We start from the raw sequence: 17,981 nt of genomic DNA, 5'->3' as shown, positions 1-17,981 counted from the left end.
CGGTCGATACTGGCCGGGTGAACAGCAGCGGAACGACGGCCGGCCTCGAGCTCGTCGACGTCCGGGCGCCCGGCTGCTCCCCCGCCGACCTCGCCGGTGCGATGAGCGCGGAACAGGCCGCCGACCTGGCCCGCATCCTCAAGGCGCTGGCGGACCCGGCGCGGCTCCGGGTGCTCGCCCTGGTGGCCGGCAACGAGGGCCGCGAGGTCTGCGTCTGCGACCTCACCGAGCCGCTGGGCCTGTCCCAGCCGACCGTGTCCCACCACCTCAAGGTGCTGGTGGACGCCGGCTTCCTCACCCGCGACAAGCGCGGGGTGTGGGCGTACTTCTCGCTGGTGCCCGGCGCGCTGGACGCGGTCGCGACCGCGCTGCCCGGCGCCCGCTCGACCGTCGACCTCAGCTGAGGAGAGGCCGCAGGTTCTCCGTCCAGACGTCCCAGCCGACCCGGCCGATCAACGCGGTGACGACGACCAGGAAGACGACCCGGATGAAGCGGCTGCCCCGGGCGGTCGCCGTCCGCGCACCCAGGTACGCCCCGAACGTGTTGGCCGCACCGAGGAGGAGACCCAGACCCCAGAAGACGGCACCGTAGGGCACGAAGAAGAGCAGGGCCCCCAGGTTGGTGGCGACGTTGACGATCTTGGCCTTGGCGCTGGCGTTGAGGAAGTCGTACCCCAGCAGCGAGACCATGGCGAACACGAGGAACGACCCGGTGCCCGGACCGAGGATGCCGTCGTAGAAGCCGATCCCGGCGCCCGTCGCCGCGGCCACGCCGTGGTGGCGACGCCCGCTGTGGCGCAGCGCGGTCACCTCCCCGAGGGAGGGACGCAGCACGGTGAACGCCGCGATCGCGATGAGCGCGACCACGATGACCGGTTTGAACACGCTGGCCGGCAGCGCTGCGGCCACCGAGGCCCCCGCGAAGCTGCACACCAGAGCGACCCCGGCCATCGGGAGGGCGGTCCGCAGGTCGGGGTGCACGCGGCGGTAGTAGGTGACGGCGCTCGTCGTGGTGCCGAAGACGGAGGCCAGTTTGTTGGTCGCGAGGGCCTGGACCGGGCTCATCCCCGGCACCAGCAACAACGCGGGCAGCTGCAGGAGGCCGCCGCCACCGACGACGGCGTCGATCCACCCGGCTGCCAGTGCGGCGACCAGCACGAGCGCGAGCACCTCGGGGGTCAGCCCCTCGGGGAGCAGCTCACCCGGGAACACGTGCGTCATCCCGGCCACGGACTCCTCTCCTCGGCCCGAGGCGTCTCCCCGTCGACGGAACGGGACGGCACGGCCGCTCACCGAGAGTCTGCGTCCCGCCCACCGTTGGTCCGTGCGACGACGCGTGAGAGGTCGGCAACTCCCCGCCGCCGACCGCGGCTCACCCGCCGCGCGGAGCCGTTCAGACCGTCGAGGTCCCGGCCTCCTGCGGCACCGGCACCGGCCGGCGCGCCCGGGTGCGCCGCCGGGAGAGGGCCACGCCCAGCAGGCACACCCCGCCACCGACGACGGCGAGCGCAGGGGGCACCTCGTCCAGCAGCACCCAGCCCATCAGCACGACGATCGGGGGCACCAGGTAGGTGGTCGCGCCCAGCCGGCCGGCGTCCATCCGGTGCAGCGCGTACGCCCAGGTGCTGAAGGCCAGCGCCGTCGGCACCGCGCCGAGGTAGACGGTGCCGGCGATCGAGGACGCGGGCGCGGTGCCCAGCTCGTCGACGAGCACACCGGCCCAGGGCAGGCAGCAGAGCGCCCCCATCGCACAGGCGGTGAAGGTCACCTGCAGGGCGGGCAGCCGGCGCAGCAACGGCTTCTGCGCCACCACGCCCGCGGCGTAGGTGACCGCCGCGACCACGCACAGGACGACGCCCAGCAGGTCGGCCCCGGCGTCACGGGTGGCGAAGCCGATCAGCAGCACCCCGCAGAAGGCCACGCCCAGGCCGATGACCAGCCAGCGCGGGAAGCCCTCGCCCAGCAGCAGGCCGGCGAGGACCGCGATCAGCACCGGGCCGATGTTGACCAGCATCGCCGTGGTGCCGGCGTCCAGGTGCTGCTCGGCGGCGTTCAGCGCCAGGTTGTAGATGCCGAACCAGCCGATCCCGCACACGGCGAGCAGCCGCCACTCCCCCGCCGTCGGGGCCACCCAGCCGCGCCGGGCCAGCAGCGCCCCCAGGACGGCGGTGCCGACGACCAGCCGGCCGAGCGCCAGGGCTCCGGGCGACAGGTCCTCGCCGACTGCGCGGATGCCGATGAACGCCGACGCCCAGGCCAGGACGGTGACGCTGACGGCGAGGAGGGTGAGCGGTTCGCGCGGAGCGGGGCTGGACACGCACCGGACGCTAGGGGGCGCCGACGACGGGATCCGGCGGTTTCCGGTCGTCGCACCCGCATTGGCCGTCCCGCCCCGGACGATGGCCGGATCGACGCGGTCAGCCCCGGAACCCGGGGTCCGGGTGGTCGGCGAGGAACCGCTCCGCCCGCCGGGCCTGCCGCCACAGCAGGCCGGCCACGGCGAGCAGCACCACCGTCGCCAGCGCCGTGAAGGCCACGGTCGACTGTGTCGGGTCACCGATCGCGCGCCCCAGTTGCTGCACGAGAACGCCGACGAGCAGCAGGAGCTGGTCGCGCTGCAGCACCAGCCGGCGAGCCTGGGCCCTGGCCAGCGGCAGCCGCGCCGGGTCGACCGCCGCCCGCCCGCGGACCTGGGCCAGCAGTCTGCGTCGCTGTGCCCAGCTGAGCACAGCGGTCGGCTGCCACCACGCGGCCTGGAACAGCCCAGTCCGCCACGCGACGAACCCGTAGCCGACCATCACCGCCAGGCCGGCGCCCTGGACGACGAGGCCGGCATCCTCCCAGCCGCCGGACGGTCCGGGGTCGGGCACCAGTGCGTCCGTGGACAGCACCGCGACGAGCAGCGCGCCGGCCAGCGCCAGCACCGTGAGGGCCAGCACCCACGACCAGGTGAGCAGCCGTGGTCGTGCGCTGGTGCTCGGCGCCCGTGCGGCCCTGGCCAGCGCCTGGGCCCAGCGGGGGTCGTCGTCCGTCTCCGCAGGCCCGGTGCACGCCGAGGTGGGGTCCACGGTGGGCAGGGTGTCGCAGGTTACCCCGCCGGTGCCAGTCCGTGGCTGGCACGATGCCGGCATGAGCGAGTCCCGGCACCTCACCGTCTCCATCGACCGGCCCGCCGCTGAGGTCTACGGCTGGGTCCGCGACCCGGCCCACCTGCCACGGTGGGCCGCCGGCCTGGCCACCGGGATCCGCCGGGAACGCGGCGAGTGGGTGGCGGACTCCCCGATGGGCCGCGTGCTCGTGCGGTTCGTGCCGGTCAACGAGTACGGGGTGCTCGACCACGACGTCGTCCTGCCCGACGGCACGACCACCACCAACCCGGTGCGGGTGCTCGCCGACGGCGCCGGCAGCGAGGTGGTCTTCACCCTCCGCCGGGCGAGCGGCGCCACGGCCGAGGAGTTCGAGGCCGATTCCGCGGCGGTGGCCGCCGACCTCGAGACCCTGAAGCGGGTCCTCGAGGCCGGCTGACGCCCCACTGCCGGTCGGCTCAGCGCTCCTGGTCGGTGGGGCGCACCAGCACCTCGTTGACCGCCACGTGGCCCGGCTGGCTGACCACGTAGAGCACCGCCCGGGCGATGTCCTCGGCCTGCAGCCGGGTCATCCCCGCCGCCATCTCCTGCGACGCCCGCTTGGCCTCGGGCTGGGTGATGTGGTCGGTCAGCTCGGTGGCCACCGCCCCCGGCTCGACCAGGCTGATCCGCACGCCGCGGCCGGTGACCTCCTGGCGCAGCGACTCGCTGAAGGCGTTCACCGCCCACTTGCTGGCGTTGTAGACCCCGGCGCCCTTGCGGGCGGTCCGGCCGGCGACGCTGGACATGTTCACCACGTCGCCCGACCCCTGCTCGACCATGCCCTCGATCGCGGCGTGGGTCATGTACAGCACGCCGAGGACGTTGGTGTCGATCATGCGGCGCCAGTCCTCCGGGTCGGCGCCGACGATGGTGCCCAGCAGCATCACCCCGGCGTTGTTGACCAGGACGTCGAGCCCGCCGAGCTCCTCGCGGGTGCGGGTGACCGCCGCGGTGCAGGCCTGCTCGTCGGTGACGTCGAGGTCCAGCTGCAACACCCGGGCACCGTCGTCGCGCAGCTTCGTGGCCAGCGCGTCGAGCCGGTCCTTGCGCCGGGCGCCGATGGCGACCGCCGCCCCCGCCTCGGCCAGCGCGATCGCGGTGGCCTCCCCGATCCCTGACGACGCCCCGGTGACCAGGGCGACCTTTCCCTGCAACGGCCGGCTGTTCTCGGTCATGCTCCCTCTCTCCCGGGCCGACCGGTGCGGCCCCGGAGCCCCAGTGCCCCGGGACGGCGGGCCTCACGCCCTCGCGCCGCCCGGGACCTGGTGCTCAGCCGAGCCGAGGCGGCTGGTGCACCGACCAGCCGTTGCCGTCCGGATCGGAGAAGAAGCAGAAACTGCCCCAGGGGTGCTCCTCGACGTCGGTGACCGCCACCCCGCCGGCGCGCAGGGCGGCGTGTGCCGCGTGGACGTCGTCGACGTCGAGCTGCACGCCGCGCAACGAGCCGGGTTCGGCGTCGACGTAGCCGGCGGTCAGGGCGATCGAGCAGGCCGAACCCGGTGGCAGCAGCTCCACGAACCGGTGCTCCTCATCGACCCGGATGTCCTGCTGGACCTGGAAGCCGACCTGGTCGACGTAGAACGCCGTGGCCCGGTCCACGTCCGTGACGGGGACGGTGACGAGCTGGAGTCGGAGGTCCATGTGGTCTCCCTGGCTGTCCGTGCCGATCCGGAACCGTCCGGCTGGTGTCGGCGGCCATCATCACGTGCCCAGGCAAGATCCGTACAGGCACGCCACCGCGTGACGGTCGTGGACGTGCCACCGGCCCGGCTCCTCGCGGGGAGCCGGGCCGGTGCGTGCAAGGGTCAGCGGGTCCGGTCGACCCGGTCGACGTCGGAGGGGTCGGGCCCACCCGGGTCGGTGTTGTGACTGCCGGCGGCCCCCAGCGCCGGACCGGTGCCGGCGGCGAAGCCACCCTCCTGGTACAGCGCCGCCTTCATCTCCGCCGGGGCCAGCATGCGGGCGACGTGCCAACCGACGACGGCGACGATCGTGCCCAGCGCGATGCCACCGATGGAGTACTCGCTGCTGAACCGCAGCTGGACGTCGCCGATCCCGATGATGATCCCGGCCGCCAGCGGCACGAGGTTGATCGGGTTGGCGAAGTCGACCCGGTTCTCCTTCCAGATCTTGGCGCCGAGCAGGCCGATCATCCCGTAGAGGACGACGGTGATGCCGCCGAGCACCGCACCGGGGGTGGCGTTGACGATGGCGCCGAACTTGGGCACCAGCCCGAGCATGATCGCCACCAGGGCGGCGACGTAGTAGGCCGCGGTCGAGTAGACCCGGGTGGCGGCCATGACGCCGATGTTCTCCGCGTAGGTCGTCGTCGGGGAGCCACCCACGGAGGTGGCGACCACGGTGGCGGCGCCGTCGGCGAAGACCGCCCGGCCGAGCACCGGGTCCAGATCGCGCTTGGTCATCTCGCCGACCGCCTTGACGTGGCCGGCGTTCTCCGCGACGAGCGCGATCACCGCCGGGAGCACCAGCAGCGCGAAGTTGACCGAGAAGGACGGCGCGGTGAGCTCCGGGAGCCCGAACCACGACGCGTCGGCGACACCGCTGAGGTCGACGCGGTCGTGCGCCGTCCCCACGCCTGCGGCGTCGTAGGTGACCGCCTGGGAGAAGGTGTCCAGCAGCAGCGAGAGCAGGTAGCCGAAGACCAGGCCGAGCAGGATCGAGATCCGGGCCCAGAAGCCGCGCAGCGCCAGCGAGACCACGATGACGAAGGCCATGGTGGCCAGGGCGACCCACTGGTCCTGCGGCCAGTACAGGCCTGCGGCGACCGGAGCCAGGTTGAAGCCGATCAGCAGGACCACCGCGCCGGTCACCGCCGGGGGCAGCACCCGGTTCACCACGTGCACACCGGCGGCCTGGATGAGCAGGCCGACCAGCGCCAGCACGATGCCGGAGACGAGGATCGCGCCGACCACGTCGGAGCTGTCCCCGCCCTGGGCGCGGACCGCGGCGACGCCGCCGACGAACGCGGCGCTGGTGCCCAGGTAGGAGGGCACCTTCCCCTGCACGATGAGCAGGAAGATGATCGTGGCTATCCCGCTCATCATGATCGCCAGGTTGGCGTCCAGCCCCATGATCAGCGGGAAGACGAAGGTCGCCCCGAACATGGCGACGACGTGCTGCGCGCCGATGCCGACGGTCAGCGGCCACGACAGTCGTTCGTCGGGGGCCACCGCCTCACCCAGCGGCGGGGTCTTCCCGTCCCCGTAGAGCTTCCAGCCGAACGCCATCAGTCCTCCTCGCAGCTCCGCCGAGCAAGTAGCTCAGCGCTGAGGTACCGGACAGTGGCAGAAGTCCGTGGATCACACCAGGGGGTCGTGGACACGTTCCCATCACGGAGCGCCGGGTGAACACGGCCGTAACAGTGCGGACGCGCGGCCGCCTCAGACCAGGGACTCGAGCCCGTCGTCCAGGACCGCGGCGACCACGCTCTCCACCGGCGGCCGGTGCGGCTGGTCCAGTCCGCGGATGCGCGAGGCGTGCAGCGCGAGCAGCAGGTTCAGCCGCAGCGTGGGGTCGGTGGTGAAGGGGCCGAGCAGCCGCTCCAGCTTGCCGATCCGGTAGCGCATCGTGTTGTAGTGGAAGTGCAGTCGGCGGGCGGACTCCGCGACGTTGAGGTTGGTCTCCAGCAGCACCCGCAGCGTCTCCCGCAGGTCGACCGAGTCCGGGTCGGAGGAGTCGGCCAGCGTGCCGAGCACCTCGTCGACGTAGGAGCGCAGCTCGTTGCTGTCCGGGATCAGCGACAACAGCCGGAAGACGCCGAGCTGGTCGAAGTGGGTCACCGCGTGGCCGCCGTGGATCTCCTGACCGACGACCAGGGCCCGCTGCGACTGCTGGTATGCCTCCCCCAGTGCCGACAGCGACTCGGCGGGGCGGCCGATACCGGTGCCCAGCAGCCGGCCCACCCGGCGCAGCCGGGCGTTGACCCGGGCGGTCACCGAGGCGACCAGGCTGGAGAGCTCCTCGGGGGTGCGTCCGTCCAGCGGCAGCACGGTGACGATCTCCGTGGCCAGCCCGGCGACCGCCGCACCGGCGACCTCGCTGTCCACCGCCGCCCGCCAGCCGTCGGCCAGCCGGTCCAGCACGTCCAGTGCCCTGGTCGGGTCGGCCCCGGCGTCGGCCACCGTCTCCGTGGCGGTCACCAGGACGACGACCGGGCCGTCGAGCCGCCAGCCGAAGGAACGGGCGTAGGCCAGCGCCCGCTCGGTGTGCGCGAAGGTCCCGCCGACCAGCCGGCGCACCATGTCGCCCTGGAACCGAAGCTCCACCGAGTGGACCGCCTGCGAACGGATCTCCGACAGCGCGGCGATGACGGCGGCCTGCTCGAGCACCGCGCCGGCGCCCAGCAGCATCGGGCCGTGCCGGTTCACCGCGACCAGCCAGCCGTGCCGCTGGTCACCGGCCATGATCGGCGCGACCGCGTACTCCCCCAGCCCGCCGGGCAGCTCGTGGTGCCCCGGCACCAGCAGGATGCCGTCGGCCGGTGAGAGGTCGGCGTCGGCGAGCACGTCGGCGGGGGTGACCACGCTCTGGTCGGCGCGGTTGCCCGACAGTCGGCGGGAGGGGGTGAGGTCGGCGAACGCATCGTCGGCCGCGGCGTCGAGCAGCCACAGCCAGTCGCGGATCTCGGTGACCTCCTCCGCCGGGCCGGCATGGGTGGCCACCTCGCGGTCGGGGCCCAGGCCGAGCACGGCAGCCCCGGCGAGGAATGTGGACACCTGCGTGGTGACCTCGGACAGCCCACCGCCGGACAGCGCCACGTCGATGAACTGGTTGTGCATCCGGTTGGCGAGGCTCAGCGCCTGGGTCTGCTTGTCGATGATGGCGCCGAGCACCTCGGCGACCACCTCGTCCAGCCGGGCCCGCGCGGGCAGGGCGAGCACCGGGAAGCCGCGGCGGTCGGCCTCGGCGAGCAGCTCGGCGGGGACGTCGCCGGCCGGGTTGCCCGAGCCGGCCTCCGAGCGGTAGGCGAGCGCGCCGCTGCCGGCCCGGTGCAGCCGATCGATCAGCGCACGGCTCTGCGCCGGGTCGCCGCTGGGCAGCCGGGCACCGAGGACGACGAGCAGGTCCGGGCCGGCACCCCCGACGGGGTCGGCCGGGTCCTCCACGGCCACGTGCCGGACGATCCGGCGGGTGCCGGTGGCCCCGCCGACGACGAGCGCGCCGGTCAGCCCTGGCAGCTGCAGGAGCTGGTCGACCGTCAGGCCCATGCTGTCCTGGAGAGCGGTCCGGTCGGCCGGCGGGAGCTGGGAGAGGACAGGCTCGGCCGATGCGGGGATGTTGCCGAAAGTAGCCACCCGGTCGCTGTGCGAAGCGTATGTCACAGACGTATCACGTTCAGTCACTGTACGTTCCCCCAAAACACCGTGCACGAGCCTGCTGCGCAAGATTCTGTCAGACGTCTCTGGACGGCAGAAGGCACGCTTGGCGACAATCGCCATACAGGCACGGGGGACGCGCCACGTGGGTTCGGGCCCCGGTCCTGTGTTCCGGCTCGGATGGTAGGCGGCTTCGTCGATCGACGGGCGGCTCGGTGTCCCGGCCGGGAGATCGAGACCGGGACGGGCCCGCTGCAGGCGTCGCCCGTCGACCGCACGGGTGGAGGGCACATGCGCACCATCGACGAGAGCACTGGCGGCCACGGCCGGGACACGACCCACGGCGACACCTCCACCGGGCAGGCCGCCCGGGCCGGCGTCCCGACCATCCCCCTGCCACGCGAGTCCGCCGCGGCCGGCGCCCGAACCCCCGGCACCTCGGTGCCCGCCCAGGCCAGCACGGGGATCGCGGACCTGCTGCGCGGCCCGGTCCGGTCGGCGCGGGTCCTGCTGTCGGTCCCTGCCGCGGTGTACCTGACGGTGCAGACCCCGCAGGGCCCCGACGTGGTGGGCGTGCTGACCTCCGACGCGGCCCGGCTCCCGCTGGGCTGTGTGCTGTTCCGGCCCTCGAACGGCCGGCCACTGGTCTCGGTCCCCAGCGGCGCCCCCGCCCGACTGGGCGGCGGCCGGCTGACCGTCGGGGACCTGACCGTCAGCGCCGCCGCGTGGTGGGACCCTCGCCCCAAGCTGCCCACCGCGCGTCCGGCACTGCTCCCCGAGGGGGTCCGCCAGCTGCGTTCGGCGCTCTACGGCGAGGGCGTGCCGCACAGCGCGTTCGTCCTCCCCGGCCTGCCCAGCGGGCCCAGTGGTCCGCTGGCCGCGCTGCGCGGCGCCGTCCGCCGGGCCGACGTCGACGCAGCGCTGCGCACCGCCACCCGGCTGATCGGCCTGGGCCCGGGCCTGACCCCCGCCGGGGACGACGTCCTCGCCGGCGTCACCGCCGGGCTGGTGCTGCTGGGGCACCCCGCCGCCGAACGGTTCGGTGCCGGGGTGACCGGGCTGGCCACCGGGCGCACCACCGAGCTGTCCCGGGCGCTGCTGCGGCACGCGGCCGCCGGGCGGGTCAGCGGCGAGTTCGCGGCCGTGCTGCGGGGCCTGGTCGGGCACGGTGCGCTCGCACCGGCGATCGCCACGCTGCTGGCCACCGGCTCGACCAGTGGGCGGGCGATGGCGCTGGGGCTGTGCACCGCGATCGACCTCGTCGACCGGACCAGCCGCCCGCGCTGAGCCGGGTCGGGGTCCGACCGGTCAGCGGGCCGGGCCCGGGAGGAGCGGCCCGAGCCGGTCCCACTGCGAGATCCGGCAGCCGTCGGTCCGGGAGAGCTGGAGGTCGACCGGCTCGCCGCGCCACAGGCCGGTGACGTGCGCCGTCTGGGGTCCGCCGAACTGCTGGGTGCAGATCGCGTCGTCCGGCACCGGGGCGAAGGGCTCCTCGAGGCCCTCCAGGTGCTGGCAGGCGGCCTCGGCGTCGGGCAGGTCGCCTTCGACGAAGCCGACGCAGGTGAGGGTGTAGCGCTCCACGGGTGCCCCCTCGCCGGGGTCGTACTCGATCACCAGGTCGTTGTCGGCGCGGCTGATGCCCCCGGAGCCGGGGTCGGTGGCCGGGTCCGACGCGGTCGGGCCGGCCGCGGGGCTCGTCGGGGGTGGCGTCGAGGAGCCCGCCGCCGTGCCGGTGTCATCGCCGGCGCCGCAGGCGGCGAGCAGCATCAGCGGGACGACCAGGGACGAGAGGACGACGCGGCGCATGCCCGCCAGTGTGCCCGGGTCAGATGCGGGAGGCAGCGATGCTGGTGACCAGGATCGCCCGCGCGCCGAGCTCCCAGAGCTCGTCCATCACCCGGTTGGTGTCGTCCTTGAGGACCATCGCCCGCACGGCCGACCAGCCCGGCGTCTGCAGCGGGCTCACCGTCGGCCCCTCCAGCCCCGGGGTACGGGTCGTGGCCTGGGCCAGCAGGTCGTTGGGGCAGTCGTAGTCGAGCATCACGTAGCGCCGGGCCACCAGGACGCCCTGCAGCCGGCGGCGCAGCTGGGCCACGGCCGGCACCTCGTCGGCCCCGGCCCGGCCGACCAGGACGGCCTCGCTGGCCAGCACCGGGTCGCCGATGATCCGAAGCCCGGCCGCACGCAGCGTCGTGCCGGTCTCCACCACATCGCAGACGGCGTCGGCGACGCCGAGCCGGCAGGCGGTCTCCACGGCGCCGTCGAGCTTCACCACGGCGGCCTTCATGCCCGTCTCGTCCAGGAAGCGCTGCAGCAGCCCCGGGTAGGCGGTGGCGATCCGCTTGCCCTCCAGCTTCGCCACCTCGTCGACCGGGGACTCCGCCGGGCTGGCGAAGCGGAACGACGAGCGGCCGAAGCCCAGCGGCATCACCTCGGCCGCCACGTCGCCACCCTCGGGCGGCGTCGTCTCCAGCAGCATGTCCCGGCCGGTGATGCCGACGTCCAGCGTGCCGGCCGCGACGTAGATCGCGATGTCCCGCGGCCGCAGGTAGAAGAACTCGGTGTCGTTCTCGGGGTCGTAGACCGCCAGCTCACTGGTGGTGCGCCGCTGCCGGTACCCGCTCTCGGCGAGCATCGCGGCCGCCGGCTCGCTGAGGACACCCTTGTTGGGCACGGCAACGCGCAGCACAGAGAACAGCTCCTAGCGAGACGATGGAACGGCCTCGTCCTAGGGGCCCGCGGCGTGCGAAGCGCGTCGTGGGGGAGGACGAGGTCCTTCTTCAGAGGTGAGCGTAGACGTCGTCCAGGCCGAGCCCCCGGGCCAGCATGAGCACCTGCACCCGGTAGAGGAGCTGGCTGATCTCCTCCGCCGTCCGCTCGGCGCCCTCGTGCTCGGCGGCCATCCAGGACTCGGCCGCCTCTTCCACGACCTTCTTGCCGGCGGCGTGCACGCCGTCCCGCACGGCGGTGACCGTGCCCGAGGACGGGTCGCCGGCCTCGACCTTCTCGCTCAGCTCGGCGAACAGCTGGTCGAACGTCTTCATGCCGGGCCGACCACGAAACCGGTGCTCTGCTTGGGGCTGCGCAGCTCGCGCAGCACCAGGGCGGTCTGCAGCGCCGCGGCGGTGGCCTCCCAGCCCTTGTCCTCGCCGGAGTCGTCCATGCCCGCGCGGTCGCGGGCCTGCTGCTCGCCCTCGGTGGTGAGGACGCCGTTGCCGACCGGCTTGCCGGAGTCCAGCGACACCCGGGTGAGGCCGGCGGTGAAGGAGTCGCAGACGTACTCGAAGTGCGGTGTGCCGCCGCGGACGACGACCCCCAGCGCCACGACCGCGTCGTGCGTGGCGGCCAGCGCCTGGGCGACCACGGGCAGCTCGATGGCGCCGGGCACCCGGACGACGGTCGGCTCCGCGATGCCCGAGGCCTTCGCGCAGGCGATCGACCGCTGCAGCAGCGACTCGGTGATGTCGCCGTGCCAGGTGGTCGCCACGATGCCCAGGGTCAGCCCCGCGGCGTCGATCGGCTCCTGCCCCGGCGCTCCGGACCCGCTCATGAGTTCTCCTCGGTGCTGTTCGTCATCAGGTGGGACGGTGCAGTGTGCAGTGGGACCGGTCGCGACCCGGTCACATCGGCTGCTCGTCGGCGCGCCGCCCCGGTGCGGGCGGCTGCCCGCCGGTGTCGGGGCCGTCGGGCTCGATGATCTCCAGCAGGTGGCCCATCCGGTCCCGCTTGGTGCGCAGGTAGCCGACGTTGTCGACGGTGACGCTGCTGGGCAGCGCGACCCGGCCGGTGATCTTGAGGCCGTAGCCCTCCAACCCGGCGCGCTTGGCCGGGTTGTTGGTGAGCAGGCGCATGGTGTGGATCCCCAGGTCGACCAGGATCTGCGCACCGGTGCCGTAGTCGCGGGCGTCGGCGGGCAGGCCCAGGTCGAGGTTGGCGTCGACGGTGTCCACGCCGGTGTCCTGCAGCTGGTAGGCCTGCAGCTTGTGCAGCAGGCCGATGCCCCGGCCCTCGTGCCCGCGGATGTAGAGGACGACGCCGCGGCCCTCCTGGGCGACGGCGGCCAGCGCGGCGTCCAGCTGTGGTCCGCAGTCGCAGCGCAGCGAGCCGAACACGTCGCCGGTCAGGCACTCGGAGTGCACCCGCACGAGCACGTCCTCACCGTCGTTCGCGGTGATGTCGCCGTAGACGAAGGCCACGTGCTCGCGCTCGTCGTAGGAGCTGCGGTAGCCGACCGCGGTGAACTCCCCGGCGCGCAGCGGCACCCGGGCCTCGGCGACCCGCTCCACCAGCTTGTCGAAGCGCTTGCGGTAGGCGATCAGGTCGGCGATGGAGACCATCACCAGGTCGTGCTCGTCGGCGAAGACCCGCAGTTCCTCACCGCGGGCCATGCCGATCGGGTCCTTCTCACTGACCACCTCGCACAGCGTCCCCGAGGGGCGCAGGCCGGCCAGGACGGCGAGGTCGACGGCGGCCTCGGTGTGGCCGGGGCGGCGCAGCACGCCGCCGTCCTTGGCGCGCAACGGCACCACGTGACCGGGGCGGGCGAGGTCGGCGGAGCCGGTGTCCGCGGCGGCCAGTGTGCGGATGGTGTGCGCCCGGTCGGCGGCGGAGATGCCGGTGGTGACGCCCTCCCGGGCATCGACGGTGACGGTGTAGGCGGTGCCGCGGCGGTCCTGGTTCACCCGGAACATCGGGGGCAGGTCGAGCCGGTCGGCGTCCTCCTCGGTGACCGCCACGCAGACGTAGCCCGAGGTGTACCGGACCATGAAGGCCACGAGCTCGGGGGTGGCGAGCTCCGAGGCGAAGATCAGGTCGCCCTCGTTCTCGCGGTCCTCGTCGTCGATGACGACGACGGGCCGGCCGCTCTTGACCGCCGCGATCGCGCTCTCGACCGAGTCCAGCCGGAAGGCGGTCATCGTCGTGCTCCCAACAGTCGTTCGACGTACTTGGCGATGACGTCCACCTCCAGGTTGACCGGGTCACCGGGGGCTCGGTCGCCCAGGGTGGTCTCGCGCAGGGTGGTCGGGATGAGGCTGACCTCGAACCAGGGCTCGGGGAGGTCGGCGAGCGCGCTCACGGTCAGCGAGACGCCGTCGACGGTGATCGAGCCCTTCTCGACGACGTAGCGGGCCAGCTCGGCCGGGACGGCGATCCGCACGACCTCCCAGTCGTCGCCGGGGGTGCGGGAGACCACGGTGCCCACGCCGTCGACGTGGCCCTGCACGATGTGGCCGCCCAGCCGGGTCTGCGGGGTGACGGCGCGCTCCAGGTTGACCCGGTCGCCGGAGCCGGTGGCGCCGAGGCTGCTGCGGCGCAGCGTCTCGGCCATCACGTCGGTGCTCCACACGCCGGTGCCGTCGGGCCCGGGTTCGACACCGGTGACGGTCAGGCAGACGCCGTTCACCGCGATCGAGTCGCCCAGTGCGACGTCCTCCAGCGCCTTGCGGGCCCGGATGCGCAGCACCGCACTGTCCGCGCCGTCCTCGCGCACGACCAGGGTGCCGAGCTCTTCCACGATGCCGGTGAACACCTCAGCTCCCTCCGCCGGTCGACGCTGTCCACCCAGTGTGCCGGGTGGGCCGCAGCCGGATCTGCACGTCCCCGCCCATGCGGGTGACGTCGGTGACCTGCAGGTGCAGCGCGTCGGTGATCGTGCTGATTCCCAGCCCGCCCACCATGGCGGCGCCGGCCCCGAGCAGCGTGGGCGCGACGTGCACCACGGCCTCGTCGACCAGGCCGGCGGCGAGGAAGGCGGCGGCCAGTGTCGGCCCGCCCTCCAGCAGCACCCGTCGGACGTCGCGGTCGAACAGCTCGGCCAGCAGCGCGGCCGGGGTGGCGGCCCGGCTGACCAGCGTGGGCGCGGCCGCGTCGTGCACCCGGGCGGTGGCCGGCACCCGGTCGCGGCGGTCCAGCACCACCCGCAGCGGCTGGCGGTCGACGGTGCGGCCCTCGGCGTCGCGGACGGTGAGCTGCGGATCGTCGGCGAGCGCCGTCCCGGACCCGACGAGCACCGCGTCACAGGTGGCCCGCAGCTGGTGCACGGCGGCCCGCGCCTCGGGGCCGGTGATCCAGCGGCTGGTGCCGTCGGCGGCGGCGACCCGCCCGTCCAGGGTGGTGGCGACCTTCCAGACCACCTGCGGCCGGTGCTCGTGCACCCCGGTCAGCCAACCGGCCAGGGCGCCCTCGGCGGCCGCGGCCTGCTCGGCGCCCAGCTCGACGTCGATGCCGGCCGCGCGCAGCCGGCCGGCGCCGCCGGTGGCCAGCCGGGTCGGCTCGGGGACGGCGACGACGACCCGGGCGACCCCGGCGGCGATGAGCGCGTCGGCGCAGGGGCCGGTGCGACCGGTGTGCGCGCACGGCTCCAGGGTGACGACGGCGGTGCCCCCGCGGGCGCGCTCCCCCGCCGAGGCGAGCGCGTGCACCTCGGCGTGCGGGCCACCCGGCGGGGAGGTCGCCCCCTCCCCCACGACAGCGCCGGCCGCGTCCAGCACGACCGCACCGACCGGCGGGTTCGGGCTGGTGGTGCCCAGCACCCGCAGCCCCAGCTCCCGGGCCCGGGCCATCGCCGCCTGCTCGGCGGCGTTCACCGGGCGCGCGCGGCCTGGGCCCGCAGGGCGGCGATCGCCTGGGCGGGGTCGTCGGCGCCGTAGACGGCCGAGCCCGCGACGAAGACGTCGGCGCCGGCCTCGGCGGCCTGCTCGATGGTGTCGGCGTTGATGCCGCCGTCGACCTCCAGGAACAGCTGGAGGTGACCGGCCTCGACCAGCCGCCGGGCCTCCCGCACCTTCGGCAGCACCTCGGGCATGAACGACTGCCCGCCGAAGCCGGGCTCCACCGTCATCACCAGCAGGGTGTCGAACTCGGGCAGCACGTCCAGGTAGGCCTCCAGCGGCGTGCCCGGCTTGATCGCCAGCCCGGCGAGCGCGCCGGCGGCCTTGAGGTCACGCGCGACGGCCCGCGGGTCGGTGCAGGCCTCGGCGTGCACGGTGACGTTGCGGGCGCCGGCCTCGGCGTAACCGGGGGCCCACCGCTCCGGGTCGTCGATCATCAGGTGGCAGTCCAGCGGCACCGGGCTGACCGCCTGGATCGCCTTGACCACCGGCAGGCCGAGGGTCAGGTTGGGCACGAAGTGGGCGTCCATGACGTCGACGTGGACCCAGTCGGCGTCGGCGATCCGCTGCACCTCGTCGGCGAGCCGGGCGAAGTCCGCGGACAGCAGACTGGGCGCGATCATGGGTTCCCGTGGCACCCGCTGATCGTAGGGGCCACCCCCGCCCGGCCGGACCAGCGACCGGAGGGCGCTGGCGTCCCGGGATCGGCCGGAGCTCCCCTGGGCTGCCGCCGTGTCGAGCAGCCAGGACGTCGACTGGGTCGCCGTCGAGCGTCGGGCCCGGCTCTGGGGCTGGGGGACCGTACTGCTGTGGACCGGCTGGCTGGCCGCGATCGTGGTGCTCACCGGCAGCTGGGCCCTCTGGACCGGCCGCGCGGCCTGGGTGGCCGTGGCCGCCTTCTCCGCGATCCCGCTGATCGGTCAGGCACTGGTGCAGACGGTGCCGGCCTGGCGGCGGAGCCAGGCGCGGACCGCCCGTGCGACGGCGGCCGTCCACCGGCACGTCGACCCCGGCTCCGGGCTCCGGTCTCGCGCAGATGCGCTCGCCCGCCAGTTGGCGAGGAACGCCTGGGCACCGTGGCTGTTCCTGGCGCTGCCGGTCTTGTTCCTGCTCGACGGCCGCTGGGAGCGACCGGTGCTGGCGGTGCCCGCTGCGGTCGCGGTCGTGGCCGGCCTGCTGGCCCACATCCTGTGGTCCCGGCGCAACCAGCGCGACGCCCGACGCTGGCTCACCGACCCGCTCGGCCCAGTCCGAGAGCCCTCATCGACCTAGCGGCGCCTCGACCGTCGAGTCGTCGACGTCTGGCCCGGGCCGGGGACGTCGACAGCCCCGCACTCGACGGGCCGGGTCGTCGGACGTGTCCGTTGTGCACGTCCGGGTAGGCGTCCTGGCATGGCATCGGACAACTCAGCACCTGCCCCCTACGACGGCTTCGACCGGATGCCGATCGCCGGCACCTGGCGCGCCGGCCGGGCCGGGAAGACCGCGACCGACACCAACCCCTACACCGGCGAGACCCTGACCGAGATCCCGCTCGCCAACGCCGACGACCTCGACGAGGCCTACGCCCGGGCGAAGGAGGCCCAGCGGGACTGGGCCGCCCGGCTGCCCAGCGAGCGCGCCGACGTCATGCGCCGCGCCGCCCGGGTGATGGAGGACCGCAAGGACGAGATCGTCGACTGGCACATCAAGGAGAGCGGCGCTGCCGCCCCGGCCGCCGCGTTCGAGTACGCCATCACGCTGCGGGACTTCCACGAGGCGTCGTCCTACCCCTACCGCGTCGAGGGCCGGATCCTGCCCGCCGACATCGAGGGCAAGGAGAGCCGCGTCTACCGGCGTCCGGTCGGCGTCGTCGCCGTCATCAGCCCGTGGAACGTGCCGATGCACCTGTCCAACCGCTCGGTGGCACCTGCGCTGGCCACCGGCAACGCCGTCGTCCTCAAGCCCGCCGGCGACACCCCGGTGACCGGTGGGCTGCTGCTGGCCAAGGTCTACGAGGAGGCCGGGCTGCCCGAGGGGCTGCTGTCGGTGCTGATCGGCTCGGGCAGCGACATCGGTGACGCGATCGTCGCCCACCCGACACCGCGGGTCGTCTCCTTCACCGGCTCCACCCCGGTGGGCAAGGGGATCGCCGAGAAGGCCGGGCTGAAGAAGCTCTCGCTGGAGCTCGGCGGCAACGGCCCGCTGGTGGTGCTGGACGACGCCGACGTCGGCTACGCGGTGGACGCCGCAGTGTTCGGCAAGTTCTTCCACCAGGGCCAGGTCTGCATGATCACCAACCGGATCATCGTGGACGACGCCGTGCACGACGAGTTCGTCGAGCGCTACGTCGAGCGGGTGCGCGGGCTCAAGGCCGGCGACCCGGCCGAGGCGGACACGGTGATCGGCCCGATCATCAACGCCAAGCAGCTCGAGGGCATCCAGGAGAAGGTCGCCCAGTCGATCGCCGACGGCGCCCAGCAGCTCCTCGGCGGCGACCCCACCGGCCCGATCGGGTCGGTGCTGCCCCCGCACGTGCTGCTCGGCAGCAACGAGGTGACCAGCGCCCGCACCGAGATGTTCGGGCCGGTCGCGACGATCATCCGGGCCCGGGACGAGGACGACGCGCTGGCGATCGCCAACGACACCGAGTACGGGCTGTCCAGCGCCGTGTTCACCGAGGACACCCTGCGCGGCGTGCAGTTCGCGCTGCGGGTGGAGGCCGGGATGACCCACGTCAACGACTCCCCGCTCAACGACGAGAACAACACCGCGTTCGGCGGGGAGAAGGACTCGGGGCTGGGCCGGTTCGGTGGCGACTGGGCGATCGAGGAGTTCACCACCGACCACTGGGTGAGCGTCCAGCACACCAAGCGCAAGTTCCCCTTCTGAGCCACTCCTGCGTTCCCGGTCGGCGTTCCCGCGGG

At 73.9% G+C, this 17,981-nt stretch carries 20 protein-coding genes; 5 read left to right on the top strand and 15 right to left on the bottom strand.

The features are described from left to right. Positions 1-17 precede the first annotated feature (17 nt). Positions 18-404, top strand: coding sequence for an ArsR/SmtB family transcription factor (locus O2V63_RS07215; RefSeq protein WP_269166851.1), 387 nt, complete (start codon positions 18-20; stop codon positions 402-404). On the opposite strand, the gene O2V63_RS07210 is transcribed toward O2V63_RS07215, so the two are convergent. The 3 genes from O2V63_RS07210 to O2V63_RS07200 all read right to left on the bottom strand — a co-directional run bounded on the left by O2V63_RS07210 (position 397) and on the right by O2V63_RS07200 (position 3,068). Next, entirely contained in the window at positions 397-1,221 is an 825-nt protein-coding gene (locus O2V63_RS07210) for a sulfite exporter TauE/SafE family protein (protein WP_269166949.1), read from the bottom strand. The two genes, O2V63_RS07215 and O2V63_RS07210, sit on opposite strands and share 8 nt — an antisense overlap. 172 nt (positions 1,222-1,393) lie before the next feature. Continuing rightward, positions 1,394-2,317 carry a DMT family transporter gene (locus tag O2V63_RS07205; protein WP_269166850.1) on the bottom strand — a complete coding sequence of 308 codons (924 nt, stop codon included), beginning with the start codon at positions 2,315-2,317 and terminating at the stop codon, positions 1,394-1,396. Positions 2,318-2,417: 100 nt separating this feature from the next. Continuing rightward, a complete protein-coding gene (locus O2V63_RS07200; protein ID WP_269166849.1) occupies positions 2,418-3,068 on the bottom strand; it encodes a hypothetical protein in 651 nt (216 codons plus the stop codon). 61 nt (positions 3,069-3,129) lie between these two features. On the opposite strand from O2V63_RS07200, the gene O2V63_RS07195 reads away from it, so the two are divergent. Beyond that, a complete protein-coding gene (locus O2V63_RS07195) occupies positions 3,130-3,525 on the top strand; it encodes an SRPBCC family protein (protein WP_269166848.1) in 396 nt (131 codons plus the stop codon). Between the two features lie 19 nt (positions 3,526-3,544). On the opposite strand, the gene O2V63_RS07190 is transcribed toward O2V63_RS07195, so the two are convergent. The 4 genes from O2V63_RS07190 to O2V63_RS07175 form a co-directional block, all read right to left on the bottom strand. Continuing rightward, positions 3,545-4,303 (bottom strand): SDR family NAD(P)-dependent oxidoreductase, encoded by a 759-nt coding sequence (locus O2V63_RS07190; protein WP_269166847.1) that lies wholly within the window; start codon positions 4,301-4,303, stop codon positions 3,545-3,547. A gap of 94 nt (positions 4,304-4,397) precedes the next feature. Then, positions 4,398-4,769 carry a VOC family protein gene (locus O2V63_RS07185; protein WP_269166846.1) on the bottom strand — a complete coding sequence of 124 codons (372 nt, stop codon included), beginning with the start codon at positions 4,767-4,769 and terminating at the stop codon, positions 4,398-4,400. Positions 4,770-4,933: 164 nt separating this feature from the next. Then, positions 4,934-6,376: a uracil-xanthine permease family protein gene (locus O2V63_RS07180; protein WP_269166845.1), complete on the bottom strand. Its 1,443-nt coding sequence runs from the start codon at positions 6,374-6,376 to the stop codon at positions 4,934-4,936. Positions 6,377-6,529: 153 nt separating this feature from the next. Beyond that, positions 6,530-8,470, bottom strand: a complete 1,941-nt coding sequence (locus O2V63_RS07175; RefSeq protein WP_269166844.1) for a PucR family transcriptional regulator — start codon at positions 8,468-8,470, stop codon at positions 6,530-6,532. A 285-nt stretch (positions 8,471-8,755) separates the two neighbouring features. On the opposite strand from O2V63_RS07175, the gene O2V63_RS07170 reads away from it, so the two are divergent. Continuing rightward, positions 8,756-9,751, top strand: a complete 996-nt coding sequence (locus O2V63_RS07170) for a DUF2877 domain-containing protein (RefSeq protein ID WP_269166843.1) — start codon at positions 8,756-8,758, stop codon at positions 9,749-9,751. Between the two features lie 21 nt (positions 9,752-9,772). Here O2V63_RS07170 and O2V63_RS07165 read toward each other — a convergent pair whose 3' ends face one another. The 8 genes from O2V63_RS07165 to rpe form a co-directional block, all read right to left on the bottom strand. Beyond that, the gene (locus O2V63_RS07165; RefSeq protein WP_269166842.1) at positions 9,773-10,270 is read right to left on the bottom strand and encodes an SSI family serine proteinase inhibitor; all 498 of its coding nucleotides are present in this window, start codon (positions 10,268-10,270) and stop codon (positions 9,773-9,775) included. Between the two features lie 19 nt (positions 10,271-10,289). Then, entirely contained in the window at positions 10,290-11,153 is an 864-nt protein-coding gene (gene hisG / locus O2V63_RS07160) for an ATP phosphoribosyltransferase (protein ID WP_269166841.1), read from the bottom strand. Positions 11,154-11,244: 91 nt separating this feature from the next. After that, positions 11,245-11,508, bottom strand: coding sequence for a phosphoribosyl-ATP diphosphatase (locus tag O2V63_RS07155; protein WP_269166840.1), 264 nt, complete (start codon positions 11,506-11,508; stop codon positions 11,245-11,247). After that, positions 11,505-12,014, bottom strand: coding sequence for a 6,7-dimethyl-8-ribityllumazine synthase (ribH, locus tag O2V63_RS07150; RefSeq protein ID WP_269166839.1), 510 nt, complete (start codon positions 12,012-12,014; stop codon positions 11,505-11,507). The genes O2V63_RS07155 and ribH overlap by 4 nt, the downstream gene beginning before the upstream one ends. A gap of 70 nt (positions 12,015-12,084) precedes the next feature. Next, positions 12,085-13,380 (bottom strand): bifunctional 3,4-dihydroxy-2-butanone-4-phosphate synthase/GTP cyclohydrolase II, encoded by a 1,296-nt coding sequence (locus O2V63_RS07145; RefSeq protein ID WP_269166838.1) that lies wholly within the window; start codon positions 13,378-13,380, stop codon positions 12,085-12,087. Then, on the bottom strand, positions 13,377-13,994 hold the full coding sequence (locus O2V63_RS07140) for a riboflavin synthase (RefSeq protein WP_269166837.1): 618 nt from the start codon (positions 13,992-13,994) through the stop codon (positions 13,377-13,379). The genes O2V63_RS07145 and O2V63_RS07140 overlap by 4 nt, the downstream gene beginning before the upstream one ends. A gap of 1 nt (position 13,995) precedes the next feature. Then, positions 13,996-15,051: a bifunctional diaminohydroxyphosphoribosylaminopyrimidine deaminase/5-amino-6-(5-phosphoribosylamino)uracil reductase RibD gene (ribD, locus tag O2V63_RS07135; RefSeq protein ID WP_269166836.1), complete on the bottom strand. Its 1,056-nt coding sequence runs from the start codon at positions 15,049-15,051 to the stop codon at positions 13,996-13,998. Next, positions 15,048-15,713 (bottom strand): ribulose-phosphate 3-epimerase, encoded by a 666-nt coding sequence (gene rpe / locus O2V63_RS07130; RefSeq protein ID WP_269166835.1) that lies wholly within the window; start codon positions 15,711-15,713, stop codon positions 15,048-15,050. The genes ribD and rpe overlap by 4 nt, the downstream gene beginning before the upstream one ends. Positions 15,714-15,807: 94 nt before the next feature. Here rpe and O2V63_RS07125 point away from each other — a divergent pair, with 94 nt between their 5' ends. Further along, the gene (locus O2V63_RS07125) at positions 15,808-16,347 is read left to right on the top strand and encodes a hypothetical protein (protein WP_269166834.1); all 540 of its coding nucleotides are present in this window, start codon (positions 15,808-15,810) and stop codon (positions 16,345-16,347) included. Positions 16,348-16,467: 120 nt separating this feature from the next. Beyond that, positions 16,468-17,946, top strand: a complete 1,479-nt coding sequence (locus O2V63_RS07120; protein WP_269166833.1) for an aldehyde dehydrogenase family protein — start codon at positions 16,468-16,470, stop codon at positions 17,944-17,946. Positions 17,947-17,981: the final 35 nt, after the last annotated feature.

Source organism: Modestobacter sp. VKM Ac-2977 (assembly GCF_026968045.1).
Lineage (GTDB): Bacteria > Actinomycetota > Actinomycetes > Mycobacteriales > Geodermatophilaceae > Modestobacter.
The sequence above is the reverse complement of the archived record's forward strand: the minus strand, read 5'-3'. Positions and strand labels throughout refer to the sequence as shown.

Coding starts and splice junctions, on each gene's coding strand:
- O2V63_RS07210 (WP_269166949.1), bottom strand. CDS start 1,221: ATGACGCACGTGTTCCCGGGTGAGCTGCTCCCCGAGGGGCTGACCCCC.
- O2V63_RS07195 (WP_269166848.1), top strand. CDS start 3,130: ATGAGCGAGTCCCGGCACCTCACCGTCTCCATCGACCGGCCCGCCGCT.
- O2V63_RS07190 (WP_269166847.1), bottom strand. CDS start 4,303: ATGACCGAGAACAGCCGGCCGTTGCAGGGAAAGGTCGCCCTGGTCACC.
- O2V63_RS07185 (WP_269166846.1), bottom strand. CDS start 4,769: ATGGACCTCCGACTCCAGCTCGTCACCGTCCCCGTCACGGACGTGGAC.
- O2V63_RS07180 (WP_269166845.1), bottom strand. CDS start 6,376: ATGGCGTTCGGCTGGAAGCTCTACGGGGACGGGAAGACCCCGCCGCTG.
- O2V63_RS07170 (WP_269166843.1), top strand. CDS start 8,756: ATGCGCACCATCGACGAGAGCACTGGCGGCCACGGCCGGGACACGACC.
- O2V63_RS07165 (WP_269166842.1), bottom strand. CDS start 10,270: ATGCGCCGCGTCGTCCTCTCGTCCCTGGTCGTCCCGCTGATGCTGCTC.
- O2V63_RS07155 (WP_269166840.1), bottom strand. CDS start 11,508: ATGAAGACGTTCGACCAGCTGTTCGCCGAGCTGAGCGAGAAGGTCGAG.
- ribH (WP_269166839.1), bottom strand. CDS start 12,014: ATGAGCGGGTCCGGAGCGCCGGGGCAGGAGCCGATCGACGCCGCGGGG.
- O2V63_RS07145 (WP_269166838.1), bottom strand. CDS start 13,380: ATGACCGCCTTCCGGCTGGACTCGGTCGAGAGCGCGATCGCGGCGGTC.
- O2V63_RS07120 (WP_269166833.1), top strand. CDS start 16,468: ATGGCATCGGACAACTCAGCACCTGCCCCCTACGACGGCTTCGACCGG.